This window comes from Paracoccus salipaludis (assembly GCF_002287065.1).
Taxonomy (GTDB): Bacteria; Pseudomonadota; Alphaproteobacteria; order Rhodobacterales; family Rhodobacteraceae; genus Paracoccus; species Paracoccus salipaludis.
The window spans coordinates 370,943-393,473 of the sequence record NZ_NSJZ01000001.1 but is presented as its reverse complement, the minus strand read 5'-3'; the positions used below and the strand labels follow the sequence as shown (position 1 = coordinate 393,473).

At 68.8% G+C, this 22,531-nt stretch carries 17 protein-coding genes; 12 read left to right on the top strand and 5 right to left on the bottom strand.

The window, feature by feature from the left end; genetic code table 11:
• The first annotated feature begins 49 nt into the window (after positions 1–49).
• Together CK240_RS01840 and CK240_RS01835 are read left to right on the top strand one after the other, a co-directional pair.
• Positions 50–1,522, top strand: a complete 1,473-nt coding sequence (locus CK240_RS01840; RefSeq protein WP_240517242.1) for an aldehyde dehydrogenase family protein — start codon at positions 50–52, stop codon at positions 1,520–1,522.
• 90 nt (positions 1,523–1,612) lie between these two features.
• The gene (locus tag CK240_RS01835) at positions 1,613–3,058 is read left to right on the top strand and encodes an aldehyde dehydrogenase (protein ID WP_095638618.1); all 1,446 of its coding nucleotides are present in this window, start codon (positions 1,613–1,615) and stop codon (positions 3,056–3,058) included.
• 231 nt (positions 3,059–3,289) lie between these two features.
• Here the strand turns inward: CK240_RS01835 and CK240_RS01830 are convergent, their stop codons facing one another.
• A complete protein-coding gene (locus tag CK240_RS01830) occupies positions 3,290–5,848 on the bottom strand; it encodes a GcvT family protein (RefSeq protein WP_095638617.1) in 2,559 nt (852 codons plus the stop codon).
• A 2-nt stretch (positions 5,849–5,850) separates the two neighbouring features.
• Positions 5,851–7,887 (bottom strand): NADH:flavin oxidoreductase, encoded by a 2,037-nt coding sequence (locus CK240_RS01825; protein WP_095638616.1) that lies wholly within the window; start codon positions 7,885–7,887, stop codon positions 5,851–5,853.
• 148 nt (positions 7,888–8,035) lie between these two features.
• Between CK240_RS01825 and CK240_RS01820 the strand changes: the two genes are divergently transcribed.
• From CK240_RS01820 to CK240_RS01805, 4 genes are all read left to right on the top strand, one after another.
• On the top strand, positions 8,036–8,707 hold the full coding sequence (locus CK240_RS01820; protein ID WP_095638790.1) for a TetR/AcrR family transcriptional regulator: 672 nt from the start codon (positions 8,036–8,038) through the stop codon (positions 8,705–8,707).
• Positions 8,708–8,785: 78 nt separating this feature from the next.
• Entirely contained in the window at positions 8,786–9,784 is a 999-nt protein-coding gene (locus CK240_RS01815) for an ABC transporter substrate-binding protein (RefSeq protein WP_095638615.1), read from the top strand.
• 89 nt (positions 9,785–9,873) lie between these two features.
• Complete coding sequence (locus CK240_RS01810; protein WP_240517240.1) at positions 9,874–10,752, top strand: ABC transporter permease; 879 nt, start codon at positions 9,874–9,876, stop codon at positions 10,750–10,752.
• The gene (locus CK240_RS01805) at positions 10,745–11,770 is read left to right on the top strand and encodes a quaternary amine ABC transporter ATP-binding protein (protein WP_095638613.1); all 1,026 of its coding nucleotides are present in this window, start codon (positions 10,745–10,747) and stop codon (positions 11,768–11,770) included. Before CK240_RS01810 ends, CK240_RS01805 begins: the two co-directional genes overlap by 8 nt.
• Before the next feature lie 75 nt (positions 11,771–11,845).
• On the opposite strand, the gene CK240_RS01800 is transcribed toward CK240_RS01805, so the two are convergent.
• Both CK240_RS01800 and CK240_RS01795 read right to left on the bottom strand, forming a co-directional pair.
• On the bottom strand, positions 11,846–12,913 hold the full coding sequence (locus tag CK240_RS01800; protein WP_095638612.1) for an FAD-binding oxidoreductase: 1,068 nt from the start codon (positions 12,911–12,913) through the stop codon (positions 11,846–11,848).
• Positions 12,903–14,156 carry an aromatic ring-hydroxylating oxygenase subunit alpha gene (locus CK240_RS01795; RefSeq protein WP_095638611.1) on the bottom strand — a complete coding sequence of 418 codons (1,254 nt, stop codon included), beginning with the start codon at positions 14,154–14,156 and terminating at the stop codon, positions 12,903–12,905. Before CK240_RS01795 ends, CK240_RS01800 begins: the two co-directional genes overlap by 11 nt.
• Before the next feature lie 146 nt (positions 14,157–14,302).
• Here CK240_RS01795 and CK240_RS01790 point away from each other — a divergent pair, with 146 nt between their 5' ends.
• From CK240_RS01790 to CK240_RS01780, 3 genes are read left to right on the top strand one after another with little or no spacing between them, the layout of a single operon-like run.
• Entirely contained in the window at positions 14,303–15,250 is a 948-nt protein-coding gene (locus CK240_RS01790) for a LysR substrate-binding domain-containing protein (RefSeq protein WP_095638610.1), read from the top strand.
• Positions 15,251–15,271: 21 nt separating this feature from the next.
• Positions 15,272–15,880 (top strand): dimethylsulfonioproprionate lyase family protein, encoded by a 609-nt coding sequence (locus CK240_RS01785; RefSeq protein ID WP_095638609.1) that lies wholly within the window; start codon positions 15,272–15,274, stop codon positions 15,878–15,880.
• Positions 15,877–16,656 (top strand): pyrroline-5-carboxylate reductase family protein, encoded by a 780-nt coding sequence (locus CK240_RS01780; RefSeq protein WP_095638608.1) that lies wholly within the window; start codon positions 15,877–15,879, stop codon positions 16,654–16,656. Before CK240_RS01785 ends, CK240_RS01780 begins: the two co-directional genes overlap by 4 nt.
• Before the next feature lie 142 nt (positions 16,657–16,798).
• Here CK240_RS01780 and CK240_RS01775 read toward each other — a convergent pair whose 3' ends face one another.
• The gene (locus CK240_RS01775; RefSeq protein WP_095638607.1) at positions 16,799–17,878 is read right to left on the bottom strand and encodes a GlxA family transcriptional regulator; all 1,080 of its coding nucleotides are present in this window, start codon (positions 17,876–17,878) and stop codon (positions 16,799–16,801) included.
• Positions 17,879–17,973: 95 nt separating this feature from the next.
• On the opposite strand from CK240_RS01775, the gene CK240_RS01770 reads away from it, so the two are divergent.
• Genes CK240_RS01770 through CK240_RS01760 form a run of 3 tightly spaced genes read left to right on the top strand, consistent with a single transcriptional unit; the run spans position 17,974 to position 22,527 of the window.
• Entirely contained in the window at positions 17,974–19,227 is a 1,254-nt protein-coding gene (locus CK240_RS01770) for a sarcosine oxidase subunit beta family protein (protein ID WP_095638606.1), read from the top strand.
• 10 nt (positions 19,228–19,237) lie between these two features.
• The gene (locus CK240_RS01765; protein WP_095638605.1) at positions 19,238–19,540 is read left to right on the top strand and encodes a sarcosine oxidase subunit delta; all 303 of its coding nucleotides are present in this window, start codon (positions 19,238–19,240) and stop codon (positions 19,538–19,540) included.
• A complete protein-coding gene (locus CK240_RS01760) occupies positions 19,537–22,527 on the top strand; it encodes a sarcosine oxidase subunit alpha (RefSeq protein WP_095638604.1) in 2,991 nt (996 codons plus the stop codon). The genes CK240_RS01765 and CK240_RS01760 overlap by 4 nt, the downstream gene beginning before the upstream one ends.
• The last annotated feature ends 4 nt before the right edge of the window (positions 22,528–22,531 follow it).

The following is a 22,531-nucleotide window of genomic DNA, read 5'->3' as shown; positions in this document are numbered from 1 at the left end:
GCGGACACAGGGGAGGCACGGGCCCCCGCGGCCCGGAGGAGGACGTGCTTTGAACCAGTCGAGGCCCGCACGGGAAGGCCGCAGCCGCATGGCGGGCGCCGCGTTCCAGCGCCGGAGCCCGGCAACCGGCATCATCGCGTCAAGCGCCCCTGCCTTCCGCCGCCGTGACGCCATCGCGGCCGCGAACAACGCCGCCCGCGCCTTCCCCGCCTGGTCGCGCAGCCTGCCGGCGGAACGCCGCACCATCCTGAACCGCGCGGCCGCCCTCATCGACGCCCGTGCGGACGAGATCCGGGCGGCCATGCAGGCCGAGATCGGCGCGACCGAGTTGTGGCTGCGCTTCAACCTTGAGGTCGGGCGGCAGCATCTGGAAGCCGCCGCCGCCCTGGTCACGCAGATCGAGGGCACGGTGCTGCGCGACCCCTCGGGCCTCAGCTTCGCCTTCCGCGAGCCGGTGGGCGTCTGCCTTGCCATGGCCCCCTGGAACGCGCCCTTCGTGCTGGCGATGCGCGCGGTCGCCACGGCGCTCGCCTGCGGCAATACCGTGGTGATGAAGGCATCCGAAATCTGCCCTGCCACGCATCTGCTGGTCGGCCGCATCCTGTCCGAAGCCGGGTTGCCCGACGGCGTGCTGAACATCGTGACCCATGCCCCCGAACATGCTGCCGAGGTGGTCGAGGCGCTGATCGCCCACGACGCCGTGCGCCGCATCAACTTCACCGGTTCGACCCGCGTGGGCCGGATCATCGCGGAAACCGCCGCGCGCCACCTCAAGCGCTGCCTGCTGGAACTGGGCGGCAAGGCGCCGCTGATCGTGCTGGAGGACGCCGATCTGGACGCGGCGGTGGATGCGGCGGCCTTCGGGTCCTTCTTCAACCAGGGCCAGATCTGCATGGCGACCGACCGCATCGTGGTGATGGACAGCGTTGCCGACGACTTCGCCGAACGCCTTGCCCGGCGCGCCGCGCGGCTGACGGCGGGCGAGCTGCGGCAGGGCTGCGCACTGGGTCCGCTGGTCAGCGCGACGGTCGCCGAGCGGCTGGCCGAACTGGTCCGCGACGCCACTGCCAAGGGCGCGGTGCTGCGTGCGGGCGGCGCGCCCCGTGGCAACTTCATGGATGCCACCGTGCTGGACGGCGTGGCACCGGGGATGGTGCTTTACGCCGAGGAATGCTTCGGCCCCGTCGCCAGCATCTGCCGCGCCGGGACCGAGGACGAGGCCATCGGCATCGCCAACGACACGCGCTACGGGTTGTCCTCGGCCATCTTCAGCCGCGACTCCGCCCGCGCGCTGCGGCTGGCGCGCCAGCTTGAAACCGGCATGTGCCACATCAACGGCCCGACGCTGAACGACCGGCCCGACCTGCCCATCGGCGGCGTCAAGGACAGCGGCTACGGCCGTTTCGGCGGGGCCCATGCGCTGGATGAGTTCACCGAACTGCGCTGGGTCAGCCTTGCCGACGGCCCCCGAAGCTATCCGTTCCTCGATGCCGCCCGCGTGGCCGGGGAGCCAGATCAATGACGCGGCCCCGAGGGCAGCGCCCGGATTGCGGCGGATGGCGGGCACTTGACCCCGCCCCCGCCAAACACAGGACAGAGTGAGGAGACTTCCATGACCACCCAGCTTCTGATCGATGGCGCGCACCGCGACGCGACCGGCGGGCGCAGCTTCACCCGCGCCGACCCGGTGACGGGCAAGGTGGCGACCAGCGCCGCCGCCGCCAGCCGCGAGGATGCGCTGGCCGCCGTCCGCGCCGCCCATGCCGCCTTCCCCGCCTGGGCGCGCACCGCGCCGGCCGTCCGCCGCGCGCTGCTGATGAAAGCGGCCGATGCGATGGAGGCGCGCCGGGACGAGTTCGTCGCCGCCGCCATGGCCGAGACCGGCGCGACCGGCCCCTGGATCGGCTTCAACGTGACGCTGGCCGCCAACATCCTGCGCGAGGCCGCCAGCGTCGTGACCCAGGTGGGCGGCGAGATCCTGCCGTCGAACAAGCCCGGCTGCCTGTCGATGGCCGTGGCCTGCCCGCGCGGCGTGTGCCTGGGCATCGCGCCCTGGAACGCGCCGGTCATCCTGGGCACCCGTGCCGTCGCCGTGCCGGTCGCGCTGGGCAACACGGCGGTGCTGAAGTCGTCCGAGATGTGCCCCGAGACCCAGCGCCTGATCGGCCAGTGCTTCCTTGACGCGGGCTTCCCGCCGGGCGTCGTCAACGTCATCTCGAACGCACCCGAGGACGCGGCCGAAATCGTCGAAACGCTGATCCGCGCCCCCGAGGTGCGGCACGTGAACTTCACCGGATCGAGCAAGGTCGGGCGCATCATCGGCCGCCTTGCGGGCGAGAACCTCAAGCCTGCGCTGCTGGAACTGGGCGGCAAGGCGCCCTTCGTGGTGCTGGACGACGCCGACGTGGATGCGGCCGTGAACGCGGCCATCTTCGGCTGCTACATGAACCAGGGCCAGATCTGCATGTCCACCGAGCGCCTGATCGTGGACGACAGCATCGCCGACGAGTTCGCGCGCAAGTTCGCGGCCCGCGCCGCCGAACTGCCGGCGGGCGACCCGCGCGGCCATGTCGTCCTTGGCGCGCTGTGCCTGCCCGGCGCGGGCGAGCGGATGGACGAGCTGATTGCCGACGCCCGCGCCAGGGGCGGCAAGGTGCTGGCGGGCGGCACGCGCGACGGCGCGGTCGTCGCCGCGACCGTCATCGACAACGTCACGCCCGAGATGCGCGTTTATGCCGAGGAAAGCTTCGGCCCGGTCAAGCCGATCATCCGGGTGAAGGGAGAGGAGGACGCCCTGCGCGTCGCCAACGAAAGCGAATACGGCCTGTCCTCGGCCGTCTTCAGCCGCGACATCAAGCGCGCCATGGCCTTCGCCGACCGGCTTGAGGCCGGGATCTGCCACATCAACGGCCCCACCGTGAACGACGAGCCGCAGGCGCCCTTCGGCGGGGTCAAGTCCTCGGGCTACGGGCGCTTCGGGGGCAAGGCGGGCATCGCCGAGTTCACTGAGATCCGCTGGGTCACCGTCGAGGACCCGAACCAGCACTATCCGTTCTGATTGCGGGGAGGCATCAGGGGAATGTTCACCGGACGCATCTTCGTGCAGGACACGGCCGCCCATGACGAAGCCTGTCCTGCGCCGGTTCGTCCGGGCCCCTGCTGCTTCCGCTGCATCCAGGACGGGCTTGCCCGGATCTGACAGCACCGCCGGACGCAGCAGGGGCATGGGCATTCATGCAGCGCGATTGCCCCAAGGCGGCCGCGACAGGCCCGGCCGACGGCCGGACGATCAGCTTCGGGGCCGCTGGTTGCCGGGATCGAACAGCGCCCTGTGGCCCACGGCGGCGACCTCGACAGGAAGGATTTCCCCCATGTAGTCGACGCTCAGCCTGCGGCCCTCCTGGCAATATGCCCGGGGCAGATAGGCAAGGGCGATGTTGCATCCCACGCTGGGCCCGTAGGCGACCGAGCTTGTGTAGGACCGCCGGCCGAGTTCATCGACCAGCACCTCGCCGCTGTCGGGGTCCAGCACCGGCATGACGCCGACCGGATAGCGGGCGATGCCGCTGCCGTCGGTGTTGTCGGTCATCATCAGCGTGCAGAGCATCGCCGGCTGGTGGTCCCGCGCGGCATATTCGATATGCTTCGCCTTGCCGCGGAAATCGGCATCCTTGACCTTGGGCCGCGCCAGTCCCGCCTCGAACAGGTTGTATTCCGTCCGCAGGTCGGCGTTCTGCAACCGCAGGCTTTTCTCCAGGCGGCGCGAGTTCGCATAGGTCTCGATCCCGACCGCGATCGCGCCGGTCGAGCGCAGCGCGTCCCAGACGGCCAGACCGTCCTCATAGGCCATGTGCAGTTCCCACCCCTGCTCGCCGACATAGGAGATGCGGAAGGCGGTGACCTCCCTGCCCGCGATCCTGATCGGGCGGATGGCGGCGAAGGGGAAGGCGTCAGGCTCCAGCGCCTCAGGGTCCTCGACCACCGTCTGCAGCTTGGCGCGGGCCTGCGGGCCCCAGAAGCCGATGGTGATGCGCTCCTCGGTCATGTCGGTCAGGGTGACGTCCAGTCCCCGGTCCTGCGCGACGCGGCGCATGTAGGTCAGGTCGCGGGGCCCCGCATCGGCGCCGTTGACCAGCAGGCAGCGGTCGGCGAAGCGCAGCACGGTCAGGTCGGCGCGGACGTTGCCTTCGTCGTCGAGGAAATGGGTGTAGATGCCCTTGCCGACATTCGCATCCCCCCCGATCCGCGCCGCGCAGAGCCATTCCAGCAGCGCGACGTGATCCGGCCCCGAGATCCCGGTGATGTGGAAATGCGACAGGTTGATGATGCCGCAGGTCTCGCTCATCTCCAGTTGTTCGGCGTTCGAGACGCGCCAGAAATGGCGGTTGTCCCATTCGTGTTCGCGGACGGGGATGCGGTCGCCGTATTTCTCCAGCAGATGCTCGTTCGCGGCATAGCCGTGGGCGCGTTCCCATCCGCCGAGTTCCATGAAGTGACCGCCGAGTTCCACCTCGCGCGCGTGAAAGGGCGAGCGGCGGATGTTGCGGCCCTCTTCGAAGGGTTCGCGCGGATGGACCGGAGGGGTGTAGATCGCCGCCGCCGTCTGGGTGCATCGGGCGGTGATGTAACCGGCCTCAAGCTGGTGGGGGCTGAAGCGGGCATAATCGATGCTTGCGTGGTCGATCTGGGTGCGGCCGTCGGTGATCCAGTCGGCCACCAGCTTGCCGATGGCGGGCGCGTCCTTGACCCAGACGGCGACCGCATACCACAGCCCCCGCGCCTTCCGGCTTTCCCCGACCGAGGGCAGCCCGTCCGTCGTCGCCTGCAGCAACCCGTTGAAGGAATGGCCCTCGTTGTAGCCAAGCTCGCCCAGGATCGGGGTCAGTTCGATGGCGCGCTCCAGCGGCTCCATCAGGTCTTCGATGTCGAGGTCGCGCTGCGAGGGGGAAAGGCGCGTGAACTCCTTTTCCAGGATGTCGCGCGGGTGGCACAGGCGCGGCGCCGTGTCGTAGTAATAGCCCCATTCGATCTGCCCGCCCTCGGCGGTCGTGGGGTCGCCCGTGTCGCGCATGTAGGCCGAATTGCCTTGGTCGCGCAGCAGCGGATAGCCGATGTCCTTGCCGGTGCCCTCGAACTCGGTGAAGGGCCCGAAGAAGGTCAGCGGGTGGTCCACCGGGAAGACCGGCAGGTCCTCGCCCGCCATCTCGGCGATCAGCCGCCCCCAGAGGCCGGCGCAGACGATCACCAGGTCGGCGCGGATGGTGCCGCGCGGGGTGACGACGCCACGGATGCGGCCGCCTTCGATCACCAGCGAGGTCGCGGGCGTGTTGGCGAAGGCCCGCAGCCTGCCCGAGGCCACGCCCCCATCGACCAGCTTGCCCGCGACGGTCTGGGAACGCGGGATGACCAGCCCGGCGTCGGGGTCCCACAGGGCCCCCTGGATCACGTCCTCCTCGATCAAGGGAAAGCGTTCCTTGACCTCGGCCGGCGGGATCATGCACGCGCGCGTGCCGAAGGCCTTGCCGGACGCGACCTTGCGCTTCAGCTCGTTCATCCGGGCGTCATCGCCCACGCGCGCGACCTCGATCCCGCCGACCTTGGCGTAATGGCCGAGCCTTTCGTAGAAATCGACGGAATAGAGCGTCGTCCAGGTGCTCAGGAAATCATGGCTGGTGGTGAAGCAGAAATCCGAGGCGTGCGCGGTCGAGCCGATGTCGGTGGGGATGCCCGACTTGTCGATGCCGACGATGTCGTCCCAGCCCCGCTCGATCAGGTGATGGGCGACCGAGGCGCCGACAATGCCGCCGAGGCCGATGATGACGACCTTCGCATGTTCGGGGAATGCCATCCTCAGAGATCCTTCACCAGGCGCAGCGCGTCATAGATCGCGGCATGGGTATTGCGGGCAGACACGGCGTCGCCGATGCGGAACAGCCGGAAGCGGCCCTCGGCGTTCCGGGCGACCTGCTGCGGACCGCCCGCGATCAGCGCGTCGTAATCGACCTCGCCCCCGTTCGACGACTGCGGCTTGAGGTCGAAATAGAGCTCGTCCAAGGGCCGGGTGCCGTGGTTCACCACCACCTGGTCGACGACCCGCTCGCGCGTGAAATCGCCGTAGTCGCTGCCCAGCGTGGCACGCAGCAGGTTGCCCTCGCGCCGGACCTCCCGCAGGCGCCAGGTGACGGTGAAGGTCGTCTTCCCCTTCTGCAGCGCGCGCATGTAGGGCACCAGGTTCATCGCCATGATCTCGGGCGAGAAGGTCCTGTCGGGGGTCACGACCTCGACCTCGGCGCCCGTCTCGGCGATGGCCTGCGCGGCCTGCAGGGCGGCATGGTCGCCCGCGTCGTCATAGACCAGCACGCTTGCGCCGGGCTTCACGTCGCCCGACAGGATGTCCCAGGCCGACACGACCAGTTCGTTGCCCTGCGCCAGCACCTCGGTATGCGGCAGCCCGCCCGTGGCGACGATGACCACGTCCGGCGCGGTGCCCAGCACGTCGGCCTCGTCCGCGAATGTGTTGAAGCGGAAGGTGACGCCCAGCCGCTCGCACTCTTCCATCCGCCACGAAACGATCTGTTCCATCTCGCGCCGCCGGGGCTGGAGCGCGGCCAGGCGGACCTGCCCTCCGGGCTGGTCGGCGGCCTCGAAGACGGTGACGGCATGGCCGCGCTCGGCGGCGACACGAGCCGCCTCGAGGCCCGCGGGACCGGCGCCCACGACCGTCACCCGGCGCACCTGCGCGGCGGGCGGGATCGCGTGGGGCATCGTTTCCTCGCGCCCCGAGGCGGGGTTGTGGATGCAAAGCGCCATGCCTCCCTGGTAGATGCGGTCGAGGCAGTAGTTCGCGCCGACGCAGGGGCGGATGCGGTCCTCCTGCCCGGCCATCAGCTTCCGGACGATATGCGGGTCGGCGATATGGGCGCGGGTCATGCCGACCATATCCAGCAACCCGCTGGCGACGGCGTGGCGGGCGGTGGCGACGTCCTGGATGCGCGCCGCATGGAAGGTCGGCATCTGCGAGGCGGCGCGGACCTCGCCTGCGAACTCCAGATGGGGGGCCGAGGGCATCCCCTGAATCGGGATCAGGTCGGTCAGCCCCGCGTCCGTGTCGATATGCCCGCGCACGATGTTCAGGAAATCGACCTTGCCGCTGCCCTTCAGGCGGCGGGCGATCTCGGCGCCGTCCTCCTTCGTGACGCCGCCCGGCATCTGCTCGTCCGGGACGACCCGCATGCCCACGATGAAGTCGGGGCCGACGCGGTTGCGCACCGCGTCCAGCACCTCGAAGGTGAAGCGCAGGCGGTTGTCGAGGCTGCCGCCATAGGGCGGGTCCAGGTCGTTGATCGCGGGCGTCCAGAACTGCGCCAATAGCTGGCCGTAGGCCTGCAGCTCGATCCCGTCCACGCCCGCCTCCTTCATCCGCTCGGCGGCGTCGGCGAACTGGGCCGTGATGCGGGCGATGTCCCAGTCCTCGATCCGCTTGGGAAAGGCGCGATGCGCGGCCTCGCGTTCATGCGACGGCCCCACGACCGGCAGCCAGTCCCCCCGGTCCCAGCGCGTGCGGCGGCCCATGTGCGTGACCTGGATCATCACGGCCGCGCCGTGATCGTGGCACTCGTCCACCAGCCGCCGCATCCACGGCACGACCTCGTCCTTGTAAAGCAGCAGGTTCCCGAAGGCGGGCGGGCTGTCCGGCCCCACCACCGCCGAGCCCGCCGTCATCGTCAGCGCAACCCCGCCCTTGGCGCGTTCGACGTGATAGGCGCGATAGCGGTCCTTGGGCAGCCCGTCCTCGCCATAGGCCGGCTCGTGCGAGGTCAGCAGCAGGCGGTTCCTCAGCGTCAGGTGCTTGAGGGTGAAGGGCTGAAGCAGCGGATCGTTCGACATGGCGCGCTCTCGGGAAGGGTATCGACAGCAGAGTGGAATCACTGTTCACCACTGTCAAGAAAATCGATCACCCCGAACATTTAGTGTTCGAGCCTGAACAATTTTCGTTGCCACGGGACTGTCCGGCGCTATCATCCGACTCATGACCATGACCTCGCCCTCTGCCAGACGACTGAAGGAACGCGGCTCGCGCGACCTGTGGCTGGATGCCGCCTACCAGGCCCTGATCGAGGGGGGCGTTGACAGCGTCCGCATCCAGGTGCTGTCCGACCGGCTGAACCTGTCGCGCACCAGCTTCTACTGGTTCTTCGAAAGCCGCGAGGAATTGCTCGAAGCGCTTCTGGACAGGTGGGAGCAGACCAACACCCGCGGCTTCGTCGCCGCCGCCGAGGCTTACGCCGAGACCCCGGCCGAGGCGGCGCTGAACCTGCTGGCCTGCTTCATCGTCGGGCAGCAGTTCGACGCGGGATTCGAGTTCGCCGTCCGCAGCTGGGCGCTTCAGTCCGACGACACCATGGAGCGGGTCAGGCGCGCCGACGAGACGCGGATGGAGGCGCTGCGCGTCATGCTGCGCGGCTTCGGTTTCGACGAGATCGACGCCGACGTCCGGGCGCGCACGATCTACCTGGTCCAGATCGGCTACATCTCGATGCAGACGCGCGAAACGGTCGCCACGCGGCTGGCGCGGGTCGCGGCCTATGTCCGCATCTATACCGGCACCGAGGCCACGCCCAGCGAGATGGCCCGGTTCCTTGCCCCCTTCGGCTATCGCCTGGGGGACGACGGGCAGCCGGCCCCGGTGAAACGCGGCACGGGCTGACACCGCCGCCGCAAAGCCAGCCGGCGTCCCAGGGCCCGCCGGTCAGCAAACCCAACAGGGCTCTGGACGGAGGTGGAAATGCGGAAAGTCCTGACCCTTGCTGCATTCGGAACGGCACTGGCGGCCGCCCCGGCGCTGGCACAGGAAGAATGCGGCGACCTGTCGCTGTCGAACATGAACTGGCAGAGCGCCGAGGTGCTGGCGGCCCTCGACCAGTTCATCCTGAACAACGGATACGGCTGCAACGCCGAGATCGTGGCCGGCGACACCGTGCCCTCGATCACCTCGCTGATCGAGCGCGGGCGCCCCGAAGTGGTGCCCGAGGCCTGGGTCAACCTGCTGCCCGACCTGGTGGAACAGGCCAAGGCAGACGGCAAGATCGTCTATGGCGCCAATTCCCTCAGCGACGGCGGCCAGCAGGGCTGGTTCATCCCGAAATACATCGCCGACGCCCATCCCGAGATCCTGACGATCCCCGAACTGCTGAAGCATCCCGACCTGTTCCCCGACCCCGAGGACCCCTCGCGCGGGGCGATCTACAACGGCCAGGAAGGCTGGGGCGGGACCATCGTCACCACCCAGATGTTCAAGGCCTACGGCGCCGGGGACATGGGCTGGAACCTGCTCGACACCGGCTCGGCCGCCGGCCTCGACGGGGCCATCGCCCGTGCCTACGAGAACAAGGAGCCCATCGTCGCCTTCTACTGGGAACCGACCGCCCTGCTGGGCAAGTACGAGATGGTCCGGCTGCAGCACGGCGTGCCGCTGGACGACGCGGAATGGGAACGCTGCACCTCGAACGCGGACTGCCCGGACCCCAAGCCCAATGACTGGAAGTCGGACGTCGTTTACACCCTGATCTCGAGCGACTTCGCCGGCCGCGCGCCGCAGGGCGTCATGGACTATCTCAACAAGCGGTCCTGGACGAACGAGACGGTCAACAAGCTGATGGCGTGGATGACCGACAACCAGGCCACCGGCGAGGACGGCGCGCGCGAGTTCCTGCGCACCCAGCCCGAGCTGTGGGGACAGTGGGTCACGCCCGAGGCCGCCGAGAAGATCAAGGCGGCGCTCTGACCGCCTGAGCCGGTGCCGCGGGTGGGTTCCGCCCGCGGCTCATCTGATCCGACCCGCAGCACCAAGGCAGGAACGGTATGCTCGACTGGATGAACCGGTTTCCCCAGATGAACGAGGAAACCCTTCGCAACCTCAAGCGCGTCATCGACGACGCCTTCCGCGAGTTCACGCGCAGCTACGGCGCGATGATCGAGGGCTTCTTCGATCCTCTGCGGCAGATGCTGGTGCAGGCGGAACGGCTGATGCTGGGGATGCCCTGGCCGCTGGTGCTGCTGATCGTCGGTGCGCTGGCCTGGGCGGGCAGCCGCAGCCTCCGCCTGACGGCCGCGAGCGTCCTGACCCTGGCCGCCATCGGCTATTTCGGGATGTGGGAAGACACCATGCGGACGATCGCCATGATCCTCGTCTGCACGCTGGTCGCCATTGTGGTCGGCATCCCGCTGGGCATCCTCATGGCGCGATCGAACCGGGTGCAGTCCGGGATGAATCCGGTGCTGGACGTGATGCAGACCATGCCCAGCTTCGTCTACCTGATCCCGGTGGTGATGCTGCTGGGGATCGGCCGCGTGGCCGGCATGATCGCGGTTGTCGTTTATGCGCTGCCGCCCATCGTGCGGCTGACGAACCTGGGCGTGCGCGAGGTGGACCGCGAGGTGATCGAGGCGGCGGACGCCTTCGGCTCGTCCGCCTGGCAGAAGCTGTGGAACGTCCAGCTGCCGCTGGCGCTGCCGACGATCATGGCCGGCGTCAACCAGACCATCATGATGGCGCTGGCGATGGTCGTCATCGCGTCCATGATCGGGGTGCAGGGGCTGGGCCAGCCGGTGCTGCGGGCGATTTCCAACCAGTATTTCACGCTGGGCGTCTTCAACGGCTTTGCCATCGTCGGCATCGCCATCATCTTCGACCGCATCAGCCAGGCCTTCGGCCGCCGGTTGCAGAAACACCGTGGAGGCATCGATGCCTGAACCGCTCGGGATCGAGATCCGCAATCTTTACAAGATTTTCGGCGCGCGTCCGCGGGACCATGTCGATGCCGTCCGGCGCGGCATGACCAAGGCCGAGCTGAACCGCAAGCACCGCCATGTGCTGGGCCTGCGCGACATCAGCATCTCGGTCGAGCCGGGCACGATCCAGGTTGTCATGGGCCTGTCGGGGTCGGGCAAGTCCACCCTGATCCGTCACATCAACCGGCTGATCGAGCCCACGGCGGGCGAGATCGTGATCGACGGGCAGGACGTGGTGGCGATGTCGCCCGCCGCCCTGCGCGAGTTCCGCCGCCACAAGACGGCGATGGTGTTCCAGAAGTTCGCCCTGCTGCCGCATCGCACGGTGGTGGACAACGTGGCCTACGGGCTGGAGGTGCAGGGCGTGGCGCAGGACAAGCGCCACCGCGCCGCGATGAGCTGGATCGAGCGGGTGGGGCTGGCCGGATACGAGACCCGCTATCCCAACCAGTTGTCGGGGGGGATGCAGCAGCGCGTGGGCCTGGCGCGGGCGCTGGCCAACGACGCGCCGATCCTGCTGATGGACGAGGCCTATTCGGCACTGGACCCGCTGATCCGCTACGACATGCAGACGGTGCTGCTGGACCTGCAGAAGGAGTTCCGCAAGACCATCATCTTCATCACCCACGACTTCGACGAGGCCTTGCGGATCGGCGACCGGATCGCACTGCTGCGCGACGGGTCCATCGTCCAGGAAGGCACCGGACAGGAAATGGTGCTGCATCCCGCCGACGACTATGTGTCGAGCTTCGTCCAGCATGTGGACCGCGCCAAGGTGGTCCGCGTCGCATCCGTGATGCAGCCGGTGACGGCAGATGCGCAGGGACCGGCCATCCACGGACAGGCCAATCTGGGCGAGGCGATCCGCATGATGTCGGCGCAGGGGCTGGACCGGCTGACGGTGCTGGACCAGACGGGCCGCGCCATCGGGCTGATGCCGATGACCCGTGCCGTCGCCGTCGCGGCAGGTGCCAGTTGAGAAGGCGGCCCGCCCGGAAAAGGCAGGCCGCCCGGTCATCCTTCCGAGGAAAGGCCGCCCGCGACGGGCGGCCTTTCAGCGTTCGATCACCAGGTCGCTGAGCGGGCGCGAGCAGCAGGGCAGGAACATGCCCGCGTCGATCTCGCGCTGGCGGATGCCGCCGCCATGCTTCATGTCCACGCTGCCGCTGACCAGCCGCGACTTGCAGGTGCCGCAGATGCCGTTGGCGCAGGACGACGGGATGCGGATGCCCGCCTTCTTGGCGCAGGACAGGACCGTCTGTTCCGCCCCGACCTCGATGGTGCGGTTCTGCTTGGCGAAGCGGACGCTGAAGGTCGTCGTCGCGGGCGTGACCTCGGTCACGGGCGGCTCGAGCACCGCCGCGTCGAAGCTTTCCTCGAGATACCGCTCCTGCGGCACGCCGAGGCTGGCGGCGATGGATCGCGCGGCCGCCATGAAGGGCGCGGGGCCGCAGCACATCACCACCCGCTCGGCCATGTCGGGGACGGCCAGAGCCATCAGTTCGGACGATATGCGGCCGGTGAGGCCGGGCCACGAGGGCTCGGCCCCCGCCGTTTCGGGCAGCAGGAACAGCCGCAGCCCCCTGATCCGGCCGGCGAGCAGCGCAAGTTCGTCGCGGAAGACGAAATCCTGCGGCGTGCGGCCCGCGTGCAGGAACACCACGTCGGCGTCCCCGGCCTTGTCGGCGATCTCTCGCAGCATCGACATCACGGGCGTGATCCCCGAGCCGCCGGACAGGAACAGGTATTTCCGCGCGGGCGCCTCGGGCCGCAGGAAGGTCCCCCGCGGCCCCTGCGCCCGCACGGAGGCGCCGGGCGTCAGGTTGTCGTGCAGCCAGTTCGACACCACGCCCCCCGCCACGCGCTTGACCGTGATGGTGAAGGCGCCCGGCCGGGTGGGGGGTGAGGAGATGCTGTAGCAGCGGCTTTCCACCGCATCCCCAACCGGAAAGTCGAACAGGAAATACTGTCCCGCGCCGAAGCGGAACTGCTTTCCGGCCGGCGACACGAAGGTGAAGCTGCGGACGTCATGGGTTTCCTGGTGGACCGCGACGCAGCGCAGCTGGTCGTCGGCCTCGGGATCCCACCAGCCGGCGGGGGCCTCCTGCACCTCAGTAGCCATGCGCGCGCATCCGGTCCACGTACCAGCCGGCGAACCAGTTCAACTGGGTCTCGGTGAAGGGCGAATACATGCCCGGCACATAGGCCGGGTCCGACACGCCCGCGTGCGAGCGTTCCACCAGCGATCCGTCCTGCTCGTTGGTGGCGATCCAGACGCTTGTCAGCTTGTCGAAGTCGTAGTCCACGCCCTCGACCGCGTCCTTGTGGACCAGCCATTTCATCCGCAGCAGCGTTTTGTCGGGGCCCAGCGGGATCACCATCGCGGTGATGATGTGGTCGCCCATGAAGTGATGCCAGCTGTTGTGCCCCCACAGGTGCATGTCGCCCAGGTCCTTGCGGCCGATCCCCAGCAGCTTGGACACGGCGGCCGTCGCATCCGGCGTCTGCGATTCGCCCGCGCCCGAGATGATCAGCCGCTGGGTGCGGAAGTTGGTGGCGCAGTTCGTCAGCTGCTCGATGGCGGCGGACGGGTGGCCCTGCGCCTCCCAGTCGGCGGTCCTGGCGGCATACATCGCCTCGTGCCGGGCGGCGGTTTCGCGGTCCTCGGGCGACAGGCTTTCGGGATCGAAGCCGAAGTCGAGGTCGATGAAGGACACGCAAAGCTCGGGGTGGTTGGCCGAGCAGTGATAGCACTCGCGGTTGTTCTCCATCGTCAGCTTCCAGTTGCCGTTCTCGATCAGATCGGTCTGGTGGGCGACGCGGGTGTTCCTGAGGTCATAGGGCAGCAGCCGTTCGCGCCCCACGGCCTCGAGCGCGGCGATGTCGGCGGGCGGGTCGTCGGACAGGCAGACATGGATCAGCCCGCCGATGTTGCGGAAGTTCACGGGCTTGAGGCTGTTGCAGGTCTTGTCGAAGTCCTTGCCCATGTGGGGGGCATAGGCCAGTTCGCCCGTCAGTTCGTAGGTCCACTGGTGATAGGGGCAGACGAGCTTGGACACGACCGTCGTGCCCGCGTCGAGGATGCGGGCGCCGCGGTGGCGGCAGACGTTGTGGAAGACCCGCACCTCGCCGTCGTCATCGCGCAGCATGATCAGGCTGGAGCCGGCGATGTCGATCACGGTCGCGTCGCCCGGTTCCGGCACGTCGCATTCGGGGCCGATATAGATCCAGTGCTTGCGGAAGAATACGTCCATGTCCGCCTGGAACACGTCCTCGCGGGTGTAAAGCCCGGCGGGCAGGGAACGGCCCTCGACCCGGTCGTCGAGCAGCGTCGAGATGGCGGAAAAGGAGGACTTGTCGAGCATCGGAAACCTCTGGCGAAGGCGGGATGGTTGCGAGCCATCCTAGGGGCCAGAAGCGGGCTTCCCTCAACTGCAATAATGATCCTTCATGACATGAGGCAAAGTTATGGCAATACGGCGAATCGCCGCAGCGGAAGGAAGCCGGGACCATGTCGGGACTGCGCCGCAGGCTGCCGCCGCTGACCGCGCTGGTGACGTTCGAAGCCGCCGCGCGGCTGCGCAGCTTCACCCGCGCCGCGGCCGAGCTCGGGGTGACCCAGGCCGCCGTCAGCCGCCAGATCCACCTGCTCGAGGACACGCTGGGCTTTCCGGTGTTCCGCCGCCTGCACCGCCGCATCGAGCTGACGGAAAAGGGCCAGACGCTTGCGAATGCAGCCAGCACCGCGCTGACCCTGGTGGCCGATGCCATCGCCGAGGTCAGCGAAAGCTCGGCCCCCGACGAGCTGGTCATCTCGGCCTCGGTCGGCTTTTCGCATTTCTGGCTGCTGCCCCGCATCTCCCGCTTCAGCCGCGAGCATCCGGGCGTCAAGCTGCGGATCGTCGCCCAGGACGAGCTGGTGGACCTGGCCCGCGGCGAGGTGGATGTTACAATTCGTTATGGGAACGGCCTGTGGCCGGACGGCCGTTCGATCCTGCTGTTCCGTGACGAGGTTTATCCGATCTGCAGTCCCGACTATCTGCAGGCGCACGGGCCGATCGCAACCCTTGACCAGCTGGTCCGCCATCCGCTGATCGTGCACCAGTCCTATGATCCCGTCTGGACCGGGTGGGAAGCCTGGCTGTCGGCCTTCGGCGCCGAGATGCCCCGGCGCGGGGCGCAGATGGTGTGCAGTTCCTTTACCGATTCCATCTATGCGGCACTGGCGGGCCAGGGCATCTCTCTGGGATGGGCGCGGCTGATCCCGGACCTGATCGAACAGCGGCGGCTGGTGCGGCTGACGGACCATGTCGCGACGACCAGCGACGGCTATCACGTCGTGCTGCCGCATCGGGGCAAGCCCAAGCAGGTGACGGAACTGTTTCTCGGCTGGCTGTCCGGGATGGCGCGCGAGGCCGACGCCACGGATGGACAGGACCGGCAGCCTGCCCCGGACTGATCGCCACTGAAGGAGAGGACCATGACAAACGCCCGCAGCCCGGACTTGCAGCGGTTCCTTGACGTGACGCTCAGGGCTCTGGCGCATCGCGCACCGGGCGGGGACGCCCGCGCCTCGCTGCGCCGGATCGCCGCCGCCGCCGAGCGCGTCGAGCCGCAGCGGAACGCATCCGGCAGCCGCCAGCCCGTCTGCGCGCTTCTCGACCCGATGCTGGACCTGCTTTCGGTTGACCCGGATCTCGGCCCTCTGGCCCTGGCCTTCCGCGCGGTCGAGCCGGCGCTGGAATGGCGGCCGCGCGCCACGAACGGGACGGCCAGCGCCAACTTCCCGACCTCGCACGCGAATGCCGTCTTCATCGGGCCGGGCGGGATCGAGCAGCGCCACGACATCTGGATCGGCGTGTCGCTGCTGGCGCCGCATGTCCGCTATCCCGACCATGACCACGCGCCCGAGGAAACCTATCTGGTCCTTTCCGACGGCGAGTTCCGGCAGGCGGATGGCGCGTGGTTCTCTCCCGGCGTCGGCGGATCCTTCTACAACCCGCCCGGCATCCTGCACGCGATGCGGTCGGGGGACCGGCCGCTGCTGGCCCTGTGGGCATTGTGGAACCACCGGGAGGAGGCCGCATGAAGGTCGGGATCATCGGGGCGACAGGCTGGCTCGGCTCGGCGCTGGGGGGCGGGCTGCTGGCCCGGGGGATGCTGCAACCTCGGGACCTGCTGCTGCTGAACCGCAGCGGCCCGCGCGGGGATTACCACGGGCATGGCGACGTGACCTGGGCGGCAAGCGCCGGGGAACTGGTCGCCGGCAGCGACCTGGTGGTGATCTCGGTCCGGCCGCAGGACTGGCCCGCCCTCGATCTGCGGGCGCCCGGGCGGCTGGTGGTGTCGTTCATGGCCGGCGTCGGCCTTGCGCGGCTTGGTGCCTGCGCGGGACGGATCGTGCGGGCCATGCCCAACGCGGCGGCCGAGATCGGCCGGTCCTATTCTCCGTGGATCGCAGGTCCGGGGGTGACGGACGCAGACCGGGCGGCGACGCGGTGGCTGCTGTCCGCGATCGGCACCGAGGATGAGCTTGGCGACGAGGGCCAGCTTGACCTGATGACAGCCGTTCCCGGCTCGGGCGCGGCCTATCCGGCGCTGATGGCCGTGGCGCTGGCCGATTACCTGTGCCGCAACGGGATCGGCGAGGCTGTCGCGTGGCGCGCGGCCGAAGCCGTGATCTGCGACGCCCCCCTTGTGCTTGCCGGGCGGATCGACCGGGCGCGCGAGATGGTGGACACCTATCTCGGTTATGACGGCACCACGGCCGCCGGCATCAACGCGGCAACCGCAGCGGGCTTCGGGCCAAGCCTGCAGGCCGCCTTGGAGGCTGCGGTCATGAAGGCGCGCCAGATGGATGCATGAGGTCGGGGCGGCCGAAGCCTGCCCTTCTGCCCGCCATCAGGCGGCGGGGACGGCGCGCCTCCGTTCGCCCGCAACCGACGCTCGAGCGCCTTGGGGTGCCGGGAATGTCCGGCCGTTCGGCGGGACTGCCCTTCCCGAACGATCAGGACGGTGCCTGTGCCGCCTCGTCCGGCCGCCGTTCCTTGATCCCGGCCCCGGCCACCTGACCATTGTCCCCTTCCATGAACGCGGAACCCGCATGAAGCCGGCGATACTGCGCGGGCGTGATGCCGCGCTCGGCCTTGAGGACGCGGGTCAGATGGGGGGCGTCGCAGAAGCCGCAGGCCAGCGCGATCTCGGTTGTCGAATCCGCGGTGCTGCGCAACCGCAGCAGGGCGCGTTCGATCCGCAGCTCGGCATAGATCCTCAGCGGCGATTGGCGCAGGTCGGACAGGAAATGCCGTTCCAGCGTGCGGCGTCCGACACCGAGTTCGCGGGCGATGTCCTCGATCGGCTTCGGAACCTCGATGTTCTGCTGCATTTTCAGCACCGCCCGCTTGACCAGCGGGTCGCTTGCGCGCTGGGCCAGAAGCTGGCCGGGCTGGGGGCGCTCGCCGCTCAGCGCGTCCTCGATCATCATGATGTTGAGGCTCTTGATCGCGGCCGACTTGCCGATGTGGCGCTGGACCAGATGGGCGGCCAGATGCGCCGCCCCCTGCCCGCCCGAGCAGGTCAGCCGGTCGCGGTCCACGACGAAGATCTGGTCGGCGACGGGGGTCTCGTCCTCGAAGCGGTCGATGAAGTCCTGGTGGTGAAACCAGCTGACGCAGGCGCGATAGCCTTTCAGCAGCCCCGCCTGCTGCAGGATGAAGACGCCCGTGCAAAGGCCCACCAGCGCCGTGCCCGATCCGGCAGCGGCCAACAGATATTCCATCATCCCGGCGTCCAGCGCGACATCGTCCCCGATCAGGCCGCCCACCACCACGAGATAGTCGAACCGCCCCGCGTGGCGCAGGCGCGTGTCGGGCTGGACGCGGACGCCGCAACTTGACCGGATTGGCGCCATGTCGTCCGAAAGCACCGACCATTCGCACAGGATCGGCCGCGACTTGTCGGCGTCGTCCGCCGCAAGCCTCAGCACGTCCACGAAATTGGCAAAGGCCGACAGGGTGAAGCGGTCGGCCAGGATGAAGCCGACCTGAAGCCGCTTGCGAAGCGGGGACGGGGACACGGGCGCAGCCATGACGCGATCCTTCAACCGGGCTGGCGCAAAACTACCGCCGCCCGAGCCGCCTGCAAACTAGATTCGCCGTCAGTCCCTTTCAGCCGGTGGCGAACATGGCGCGCTTCAACGCACTTTCCCTTCTCAAGCACAGCCTGACCGGCCACAAGAACTGGCCCGAGCAATGGCCCGAGGCGCAGCCCAGGGCGGAATATGACGTGGTGATCGTCGGCGCGGGCGGGCACGGGCTGGGTGCGGCCTATTACCTGGCCAAGCAGCACGGCATCACCAATGTCGCGGTGATCGACAAGGGTTGGCTGGGCGGCGGCAACACGGGGCGGAACACGACGATCATCCGCTCGAACTATCTCTATGACGAAAGCGCGCGGCTTTACGACCATTCGGTCGACCTGTGGGAGGACCTGAGCCAGGAGCTGAACTACAACGTCATGTATTCCAAGCGCGGCGTGCTGATGCTGGCGCACACGGTCCATGACGTGCAGAGCTTCAAGCGCCACATCCATTCCAACCGGCTGAACGGCGTGGACAACCGCTGGCTGACGGCCGGGGAATGCAAGGAATACTGCCCGCCGCTGAACATCTCGCCCAAGGCCCGCTATCCGGTGGTGGGCGGCGCGCTGCAGGAACGCGCAGGGACCGCCCGGCATGACGCGGTGGCCTGGGGCTATGCCCGTGCGGCGGCGGCGCGGGGCGTGGACATCATCCAGAACTGCCCCGTGACGGCGATCCGGCGCGGCCCCGACGGCCGCGTCACGGGGGTGGACACGGCCAAGGGCTTCATCCGCGCCAAGAAGGTCGCCGTTTCCGCCGCGGGCCACACCTCGGTCGTGATGGAAACGGCGGGCGTGCGGCTGCCGCTGGAAAGCTTCCCGCTGCAGGCGCTGGTCAGCGAGCCGGTGAAGCCGATCTTCCCCTGCGTGGCCATGTCGAACGCGGTCCACGCCTATATCAGCCAGTCCGACAAGGGCGAACTGGTGATCGGCTCCGGCACCGACCAGTACACCTCCTATTCCCAGCGCGGCGGCCTGCCGCTGATCGAGCACACCATCGCAGCCATCACCGAGATCTTCCCGATCTTCAGCCGGATGCGGATGCTGCGGAAATGGGGCGGGATCGTGGACGTCACGCCCGACCGCTCGCCCATCATCGCCAAGACGCCGGTGCCGGGGCTTTACGTCAACTGCGGCTGGGGCACGGGCGGCTTCAAGGCCACGCCCGGCTCGGCCCATGTCTTCGCCTGGACCATCGCCAGGGATGAGCCGCACCCGATCAACGCGCCCTTCACCATCGAACGCTTCCGCACCGGCCGGCTGATCGACGAGGCCGCCGCCGCCGCCGTGGCCCACTAAGGAGCCGCCCATGCTGCTGATCCACTGCCCCTACTGCGACGAGACCCTGCCCGAGGTCGAGTTCACCTATGCCGGACAGGCCCATGTCGTCCGGGCCGCCGACCCGGCTTCGCAGAGTGACGAGGAATGGGAGAACTTTCTTTACATCCGCTCGAACCCCAAGGGGCCGCATTACGAACGCTGGCGACACCTGCACGGCTGCGGGCGCTTCTTCAACGCGGTGCGCGACACGATCAGCGACCGCTTCCTGACGACCTACAAGGCGGGCGCTCCGCGCCCCGAGCTTTCCTCGCTGCTGGGGGACCGCACATGAAATCCTGTCGCGTTCCGGGCCGTGGCCGGGTGGATGCCTCGCGCCCCGTCACCTTCACCTTTGACGGCCGCCGCTATGGGGGCGTGGCCGGGGACACGGTCGCCTCGGCCCTGCTGGCCAATGGCGTCCACCTGATGGGCCGGTCCTTCAAGTATCACCGCCCGCGCGGCCCCGTCAGTGCAGGTTCCGAGGAACCGAACGCCCTTGTCGGCACCCGCCGCGGTCCGGGCCGGTTCGAGCCGAACACCCGCGCCACCGTGCAGGAAATCTGGGACGGGCTGGAAGTCACGTCGCAGAACAGGTTCCCGAGCCTCAGCTTCGACCTGGGCGCGGTGAACGACGCGGGCTACATGCTGTTCTCGGCAGGCTTCTACTACAAGACCTTCATGTGGCCGCGCGGCTTCTGGGACAAGGTCTACGAGCCCTTCATCCGCCGCGCCGCCGGCCTGGGCGCCTCGCCGACCGAGGAGGACCCGGACAGCTACGCCTCGCGCAACCTGCATTGCGACGTGCTGATCGTGGGCGCCGGTCCCGCCGGTCTGGCCGCCGCCCGTGCGGCTGCCGTCGAGGGCCTGCGCGTCGTGCTGGTGGACGAGAACGCCGAGGCCGGGGGCACGCTGCTGTCCGAGCCGCATCTGCAGATCGACGGGCGCCCCGTCTGGGACTGGCTCGCAAGCGAGCTTTCGGTGCTGAAGGCGCTGGGCGTGCGGATCATGACCCGGACCACGGCCATCGGCTATTACCACCAGAACATGGTCGGCCTTGTCGAGAAGCTGACCGACCACCTGCCCGCCCTACCCGCCGACACCCCGCGCGAGCGCCTGTGGCGGGTGCGCGCCGGCTGGGTGGTGCTGGCGCAGGGCGCGATCGAGAAGCCCTTGGTCTTCAACGGCAACGACCGGCCCGGCGTGATGCTGGCCGGGGCCGCGCAGACCTATCTCAACCGCTATGGCGTCCGCGTCGGCGACCGGCCCGTGGTGCTGACCAGCCATGACAGCGCATGGTTCGCCGCCTTCGACCTGCAGGGCGCGGGCGCCCGGGTGCAGGCCATCGTGGACACCCGGCCTTCCGTCCGCGAGGACCTGCTGCACGAGGCCCGCGCGCTGGGAATCCCGGTGAAGCTGGGCCACACGGCAACGGCGAGTTCGGGGCGGCTGCGGGTCAAGTCGCTGCGGGTGAACCCCGTTCAGGGCGGCCGGGTGGGCGCGCCTGTCACCATCGCCTGCGACGCGGTGCTGATGTCGGGCGGCTGGACGCCCTCGCTGCATCTTTTCTCGCACACGCAGGGCAAGCTGGCGTGGGACGAGGAGCAGACCACCTTCCTGCCCGCCGAAACGCGCGAGGACTGCGTGATCGCGGGTGCCGGACGCGGCCTCTGGGGCGTGCAGGCGGCGCTTGAGGACGGCGCGGCACGTGGCCGCGGGGTCGCGGCGGCGCTGGGCAAGGACAGCACCGCCCGTGCCCCCCGCGTTCAGGGCGACCGCACCGGCACGGGTATCACCCAGATCGAGCTGCCGACCGACCTGAACGCGGGCCGCGCCAAGGCCTTCGTCGACTACCAGAACGACGTGACCGCCAAGGACCTGCGACTGGCCGTGCGCGAGGGGATGCATTCCATCGAGCACGTCAAGCGCTACACCACCAACGGCATGGCGACCGACCAAGGGAAGCTGTCGAACATCAACGGGCTGAACATCGCCGCCGATGCGCTGGGCCGCCCCCAGCCTCAGGTCGGGCTGACGACCTTCCGCCCGCCCTATACGCCGACCACCTTCGGCGCGCTGGCGAACTATCACCGCGGCGACCATTTCGAGCTGACCCGCAAGACCCCCATCGACGCCTGGGCCGAAGCGCAGGGCGCGGCCTTCGAGCCGGTGGGCCAGTGGCGCCGCGCCTGGTATTTCCCTCGTCCGGGCGAGGACATGGAGGCCGCCGTCCGCCGCGAATGCGCCGCCGTCCGCGGCAGCGTCGGCATCTTCGACGCCTCGACGCTGGGCAAGATCGAGGTCGTGGGCCCGGACGCCGTCACCTTCATGGAGCGGATGTACACCAACCCCTGGGCCAAGCTGGGCGTCGGCCGCTGCCGCTACGGGCTGCTGCTGGGCGATGACGGCTTCATCCGCGACGACGGGGTGATCGGGCGGCTGGCCCCCGACCGCTTTCACGTCACGACCACCACGGGCGGCGCCGCGCGGGTGCTGAACATGATGGAGGATTACCTCCAGACCGAATGGCCGGACCTGAACGTCTGGCTCACCTCGACGACGGAACAGTGGTCCACCGTGGCCCTGAACGGTCCCAATGCCGCGAAGCTGCTGGCGCCGCTGGTCGAGGGGGTGGACCTGACGGAAGAGGCCTTCCCGCACATGTCCTGCGCCGAATGCACGGTCGCGGGCCTGCCCGCGCGGCTGTTCCGCGTCAGCTTCACCGGCGAGATCGGCTTCGAGGTCAACGTGCCCTCGCCCATGGCGATGCAACTGTGGGAGCGGCTCTGGCAGGAAGGCCAGCGCTACGGCATCACCGCCTATGGCACGGAAACGATGCACGTCCTGCGCGCCGAAAAGGGCTATATCATCGTTGGCCAAGACACCGACGGGACGGTGACGCCTTACGACGCCGGGATGGGCTGGGCCGTCGGCAAGTCCAAGCCGGACTTCGTGGGCAAGCGCGGCCTTGCGCGCCCGGACCTCGTGGCTAAGAACCGCAGGCACCTTGTGGGCCTGCTGACCCAGGACGGCTCGCGGCTGGAGGAAGGCGCGCAGATCGTCTTCGACCCGGACCAGCCGATCCCCATGACCATGGTGGGGCATGTCACGTCCTCCTACCACTCCGAGGCGGTGGGACAGCCCATCGCGCTGGCGCTGGTCGAGGGCGGTCAGGACCGCATGGGCCAGACGGTCCACATTCCCATGCCCGACCGCACCATCGCCGCCACGATCACCGGAACGGTCTTCGTGGACCCCGAGAACACCCGGCTGAAGATCTGACGGG

Coding starts and splice junctions, on each gene's coding strand:
- CK240_RS01815 (WP_095638615.1), top strand. CDS start 8,786: ATGCGGAAAGTCCTGACCCTTGCTGCATTCGGAACGGCACTGGCGGCC.
- CK240_RS01785 (WP_095638609.1), top strand. CDS start 15,272: ATGACAAACGCCCGCAGCCCGGACTTGCAGCGGTTCCTTGACGTGACG.
- CK240_RS01780 (WP_095638608.1), top strand. CDS start 15,877: ATGAAGGTCGGGATCATCGGGGCGACAGGCTGGCTCGGCTCGGCGCTG.
- CK240_RS01760 (WP_095638604.1), top strand. CDS start 19,537: ATGAAATCCTGTCGCGTTCCGGGCCGTGGCCGGGTGGATGCCTCGCGC.
- CK240_RS01830 (WP_095638617.1), bottom strand. CDS start 5,848: ATGGCATTCCCCGAACATGCGAAGGTCGTCATCATCGGCCTCGGCGGC.
- CK240_RS01825 (WP_095638616.1), bottom strand. CDS start 7,887: ATGTCGAACGATCCGCTGCTTCAGCCCTTCACCCTCAAGCACCTGACG.
- CK240_RS01805 (WP_095638613.1), top strand. CDS start 10,745: ATGCCTGAACCGCTCGGGATCGAGATCCGCAATCTTTACAAGATTTTC.
- CK240_RS01810 (WP_240517240.1), top strand. CDS start 9,874: ATGAACCGGTTTCCCCAGATGAACGAGGAAACCCTTCGCAACCTCAAG.
- CK240_RS01795 (WP_095638611.1), bottom strand. CDS start 14,156: ATGCTCGACAAGTCCTCCTTTTCCGCCATCTCGACGCTGCTCGACGAC.
- CK240_RS01790 (WP_095638610.1), top strand. CDS start 14,303: ATGTCGGGACTGCGCCGCAGGCTGCCGCCGCTGACCGCGCTGGTGACG.
- CK240_RS01770 (WP_095638606.1), top strand. CDS start 17,974: ATGGCGCGCTTCAACGCACTTTCCCTTCTCAAGCACAGCCTGACCGGC.
- CK240_RS01765 (WP_095638605.1), top strand. CDS start 19,238: ATGCTGCTGATCCACTGCCCCTACTGCGACGAGACCCTGCCCGAGGTC.
- CK240_RS01800 (WP_095638612.1), bottom strand. CDS start 12,913: ATGGCTACTGAGGTGCAGGAGGCCCCCGCCGGCTGGTGGGATCCCGAG.
- CK240_RS01820 (WP_095638790.1), top strand. CDS start 8,036: ATGACCTCGCCCTCTGCCAGACGACTGAAGGAACGCGGCTCGCGCGAC.
- CK240_RS01835 (WP_095638618.1), top strand. CDS start 1,613: ATGACCACCCAGCTTCTGATCGATGGCGCGCACCGCGACGCGACCGGC.
- CK240_RS01775 (WP_095638607.1), bottom strand. CDS start 17,878: ATGGCTGCGCCCGTGTCCCCGTCCCCGCTTCGCAAGCGGCTTCAGGTC.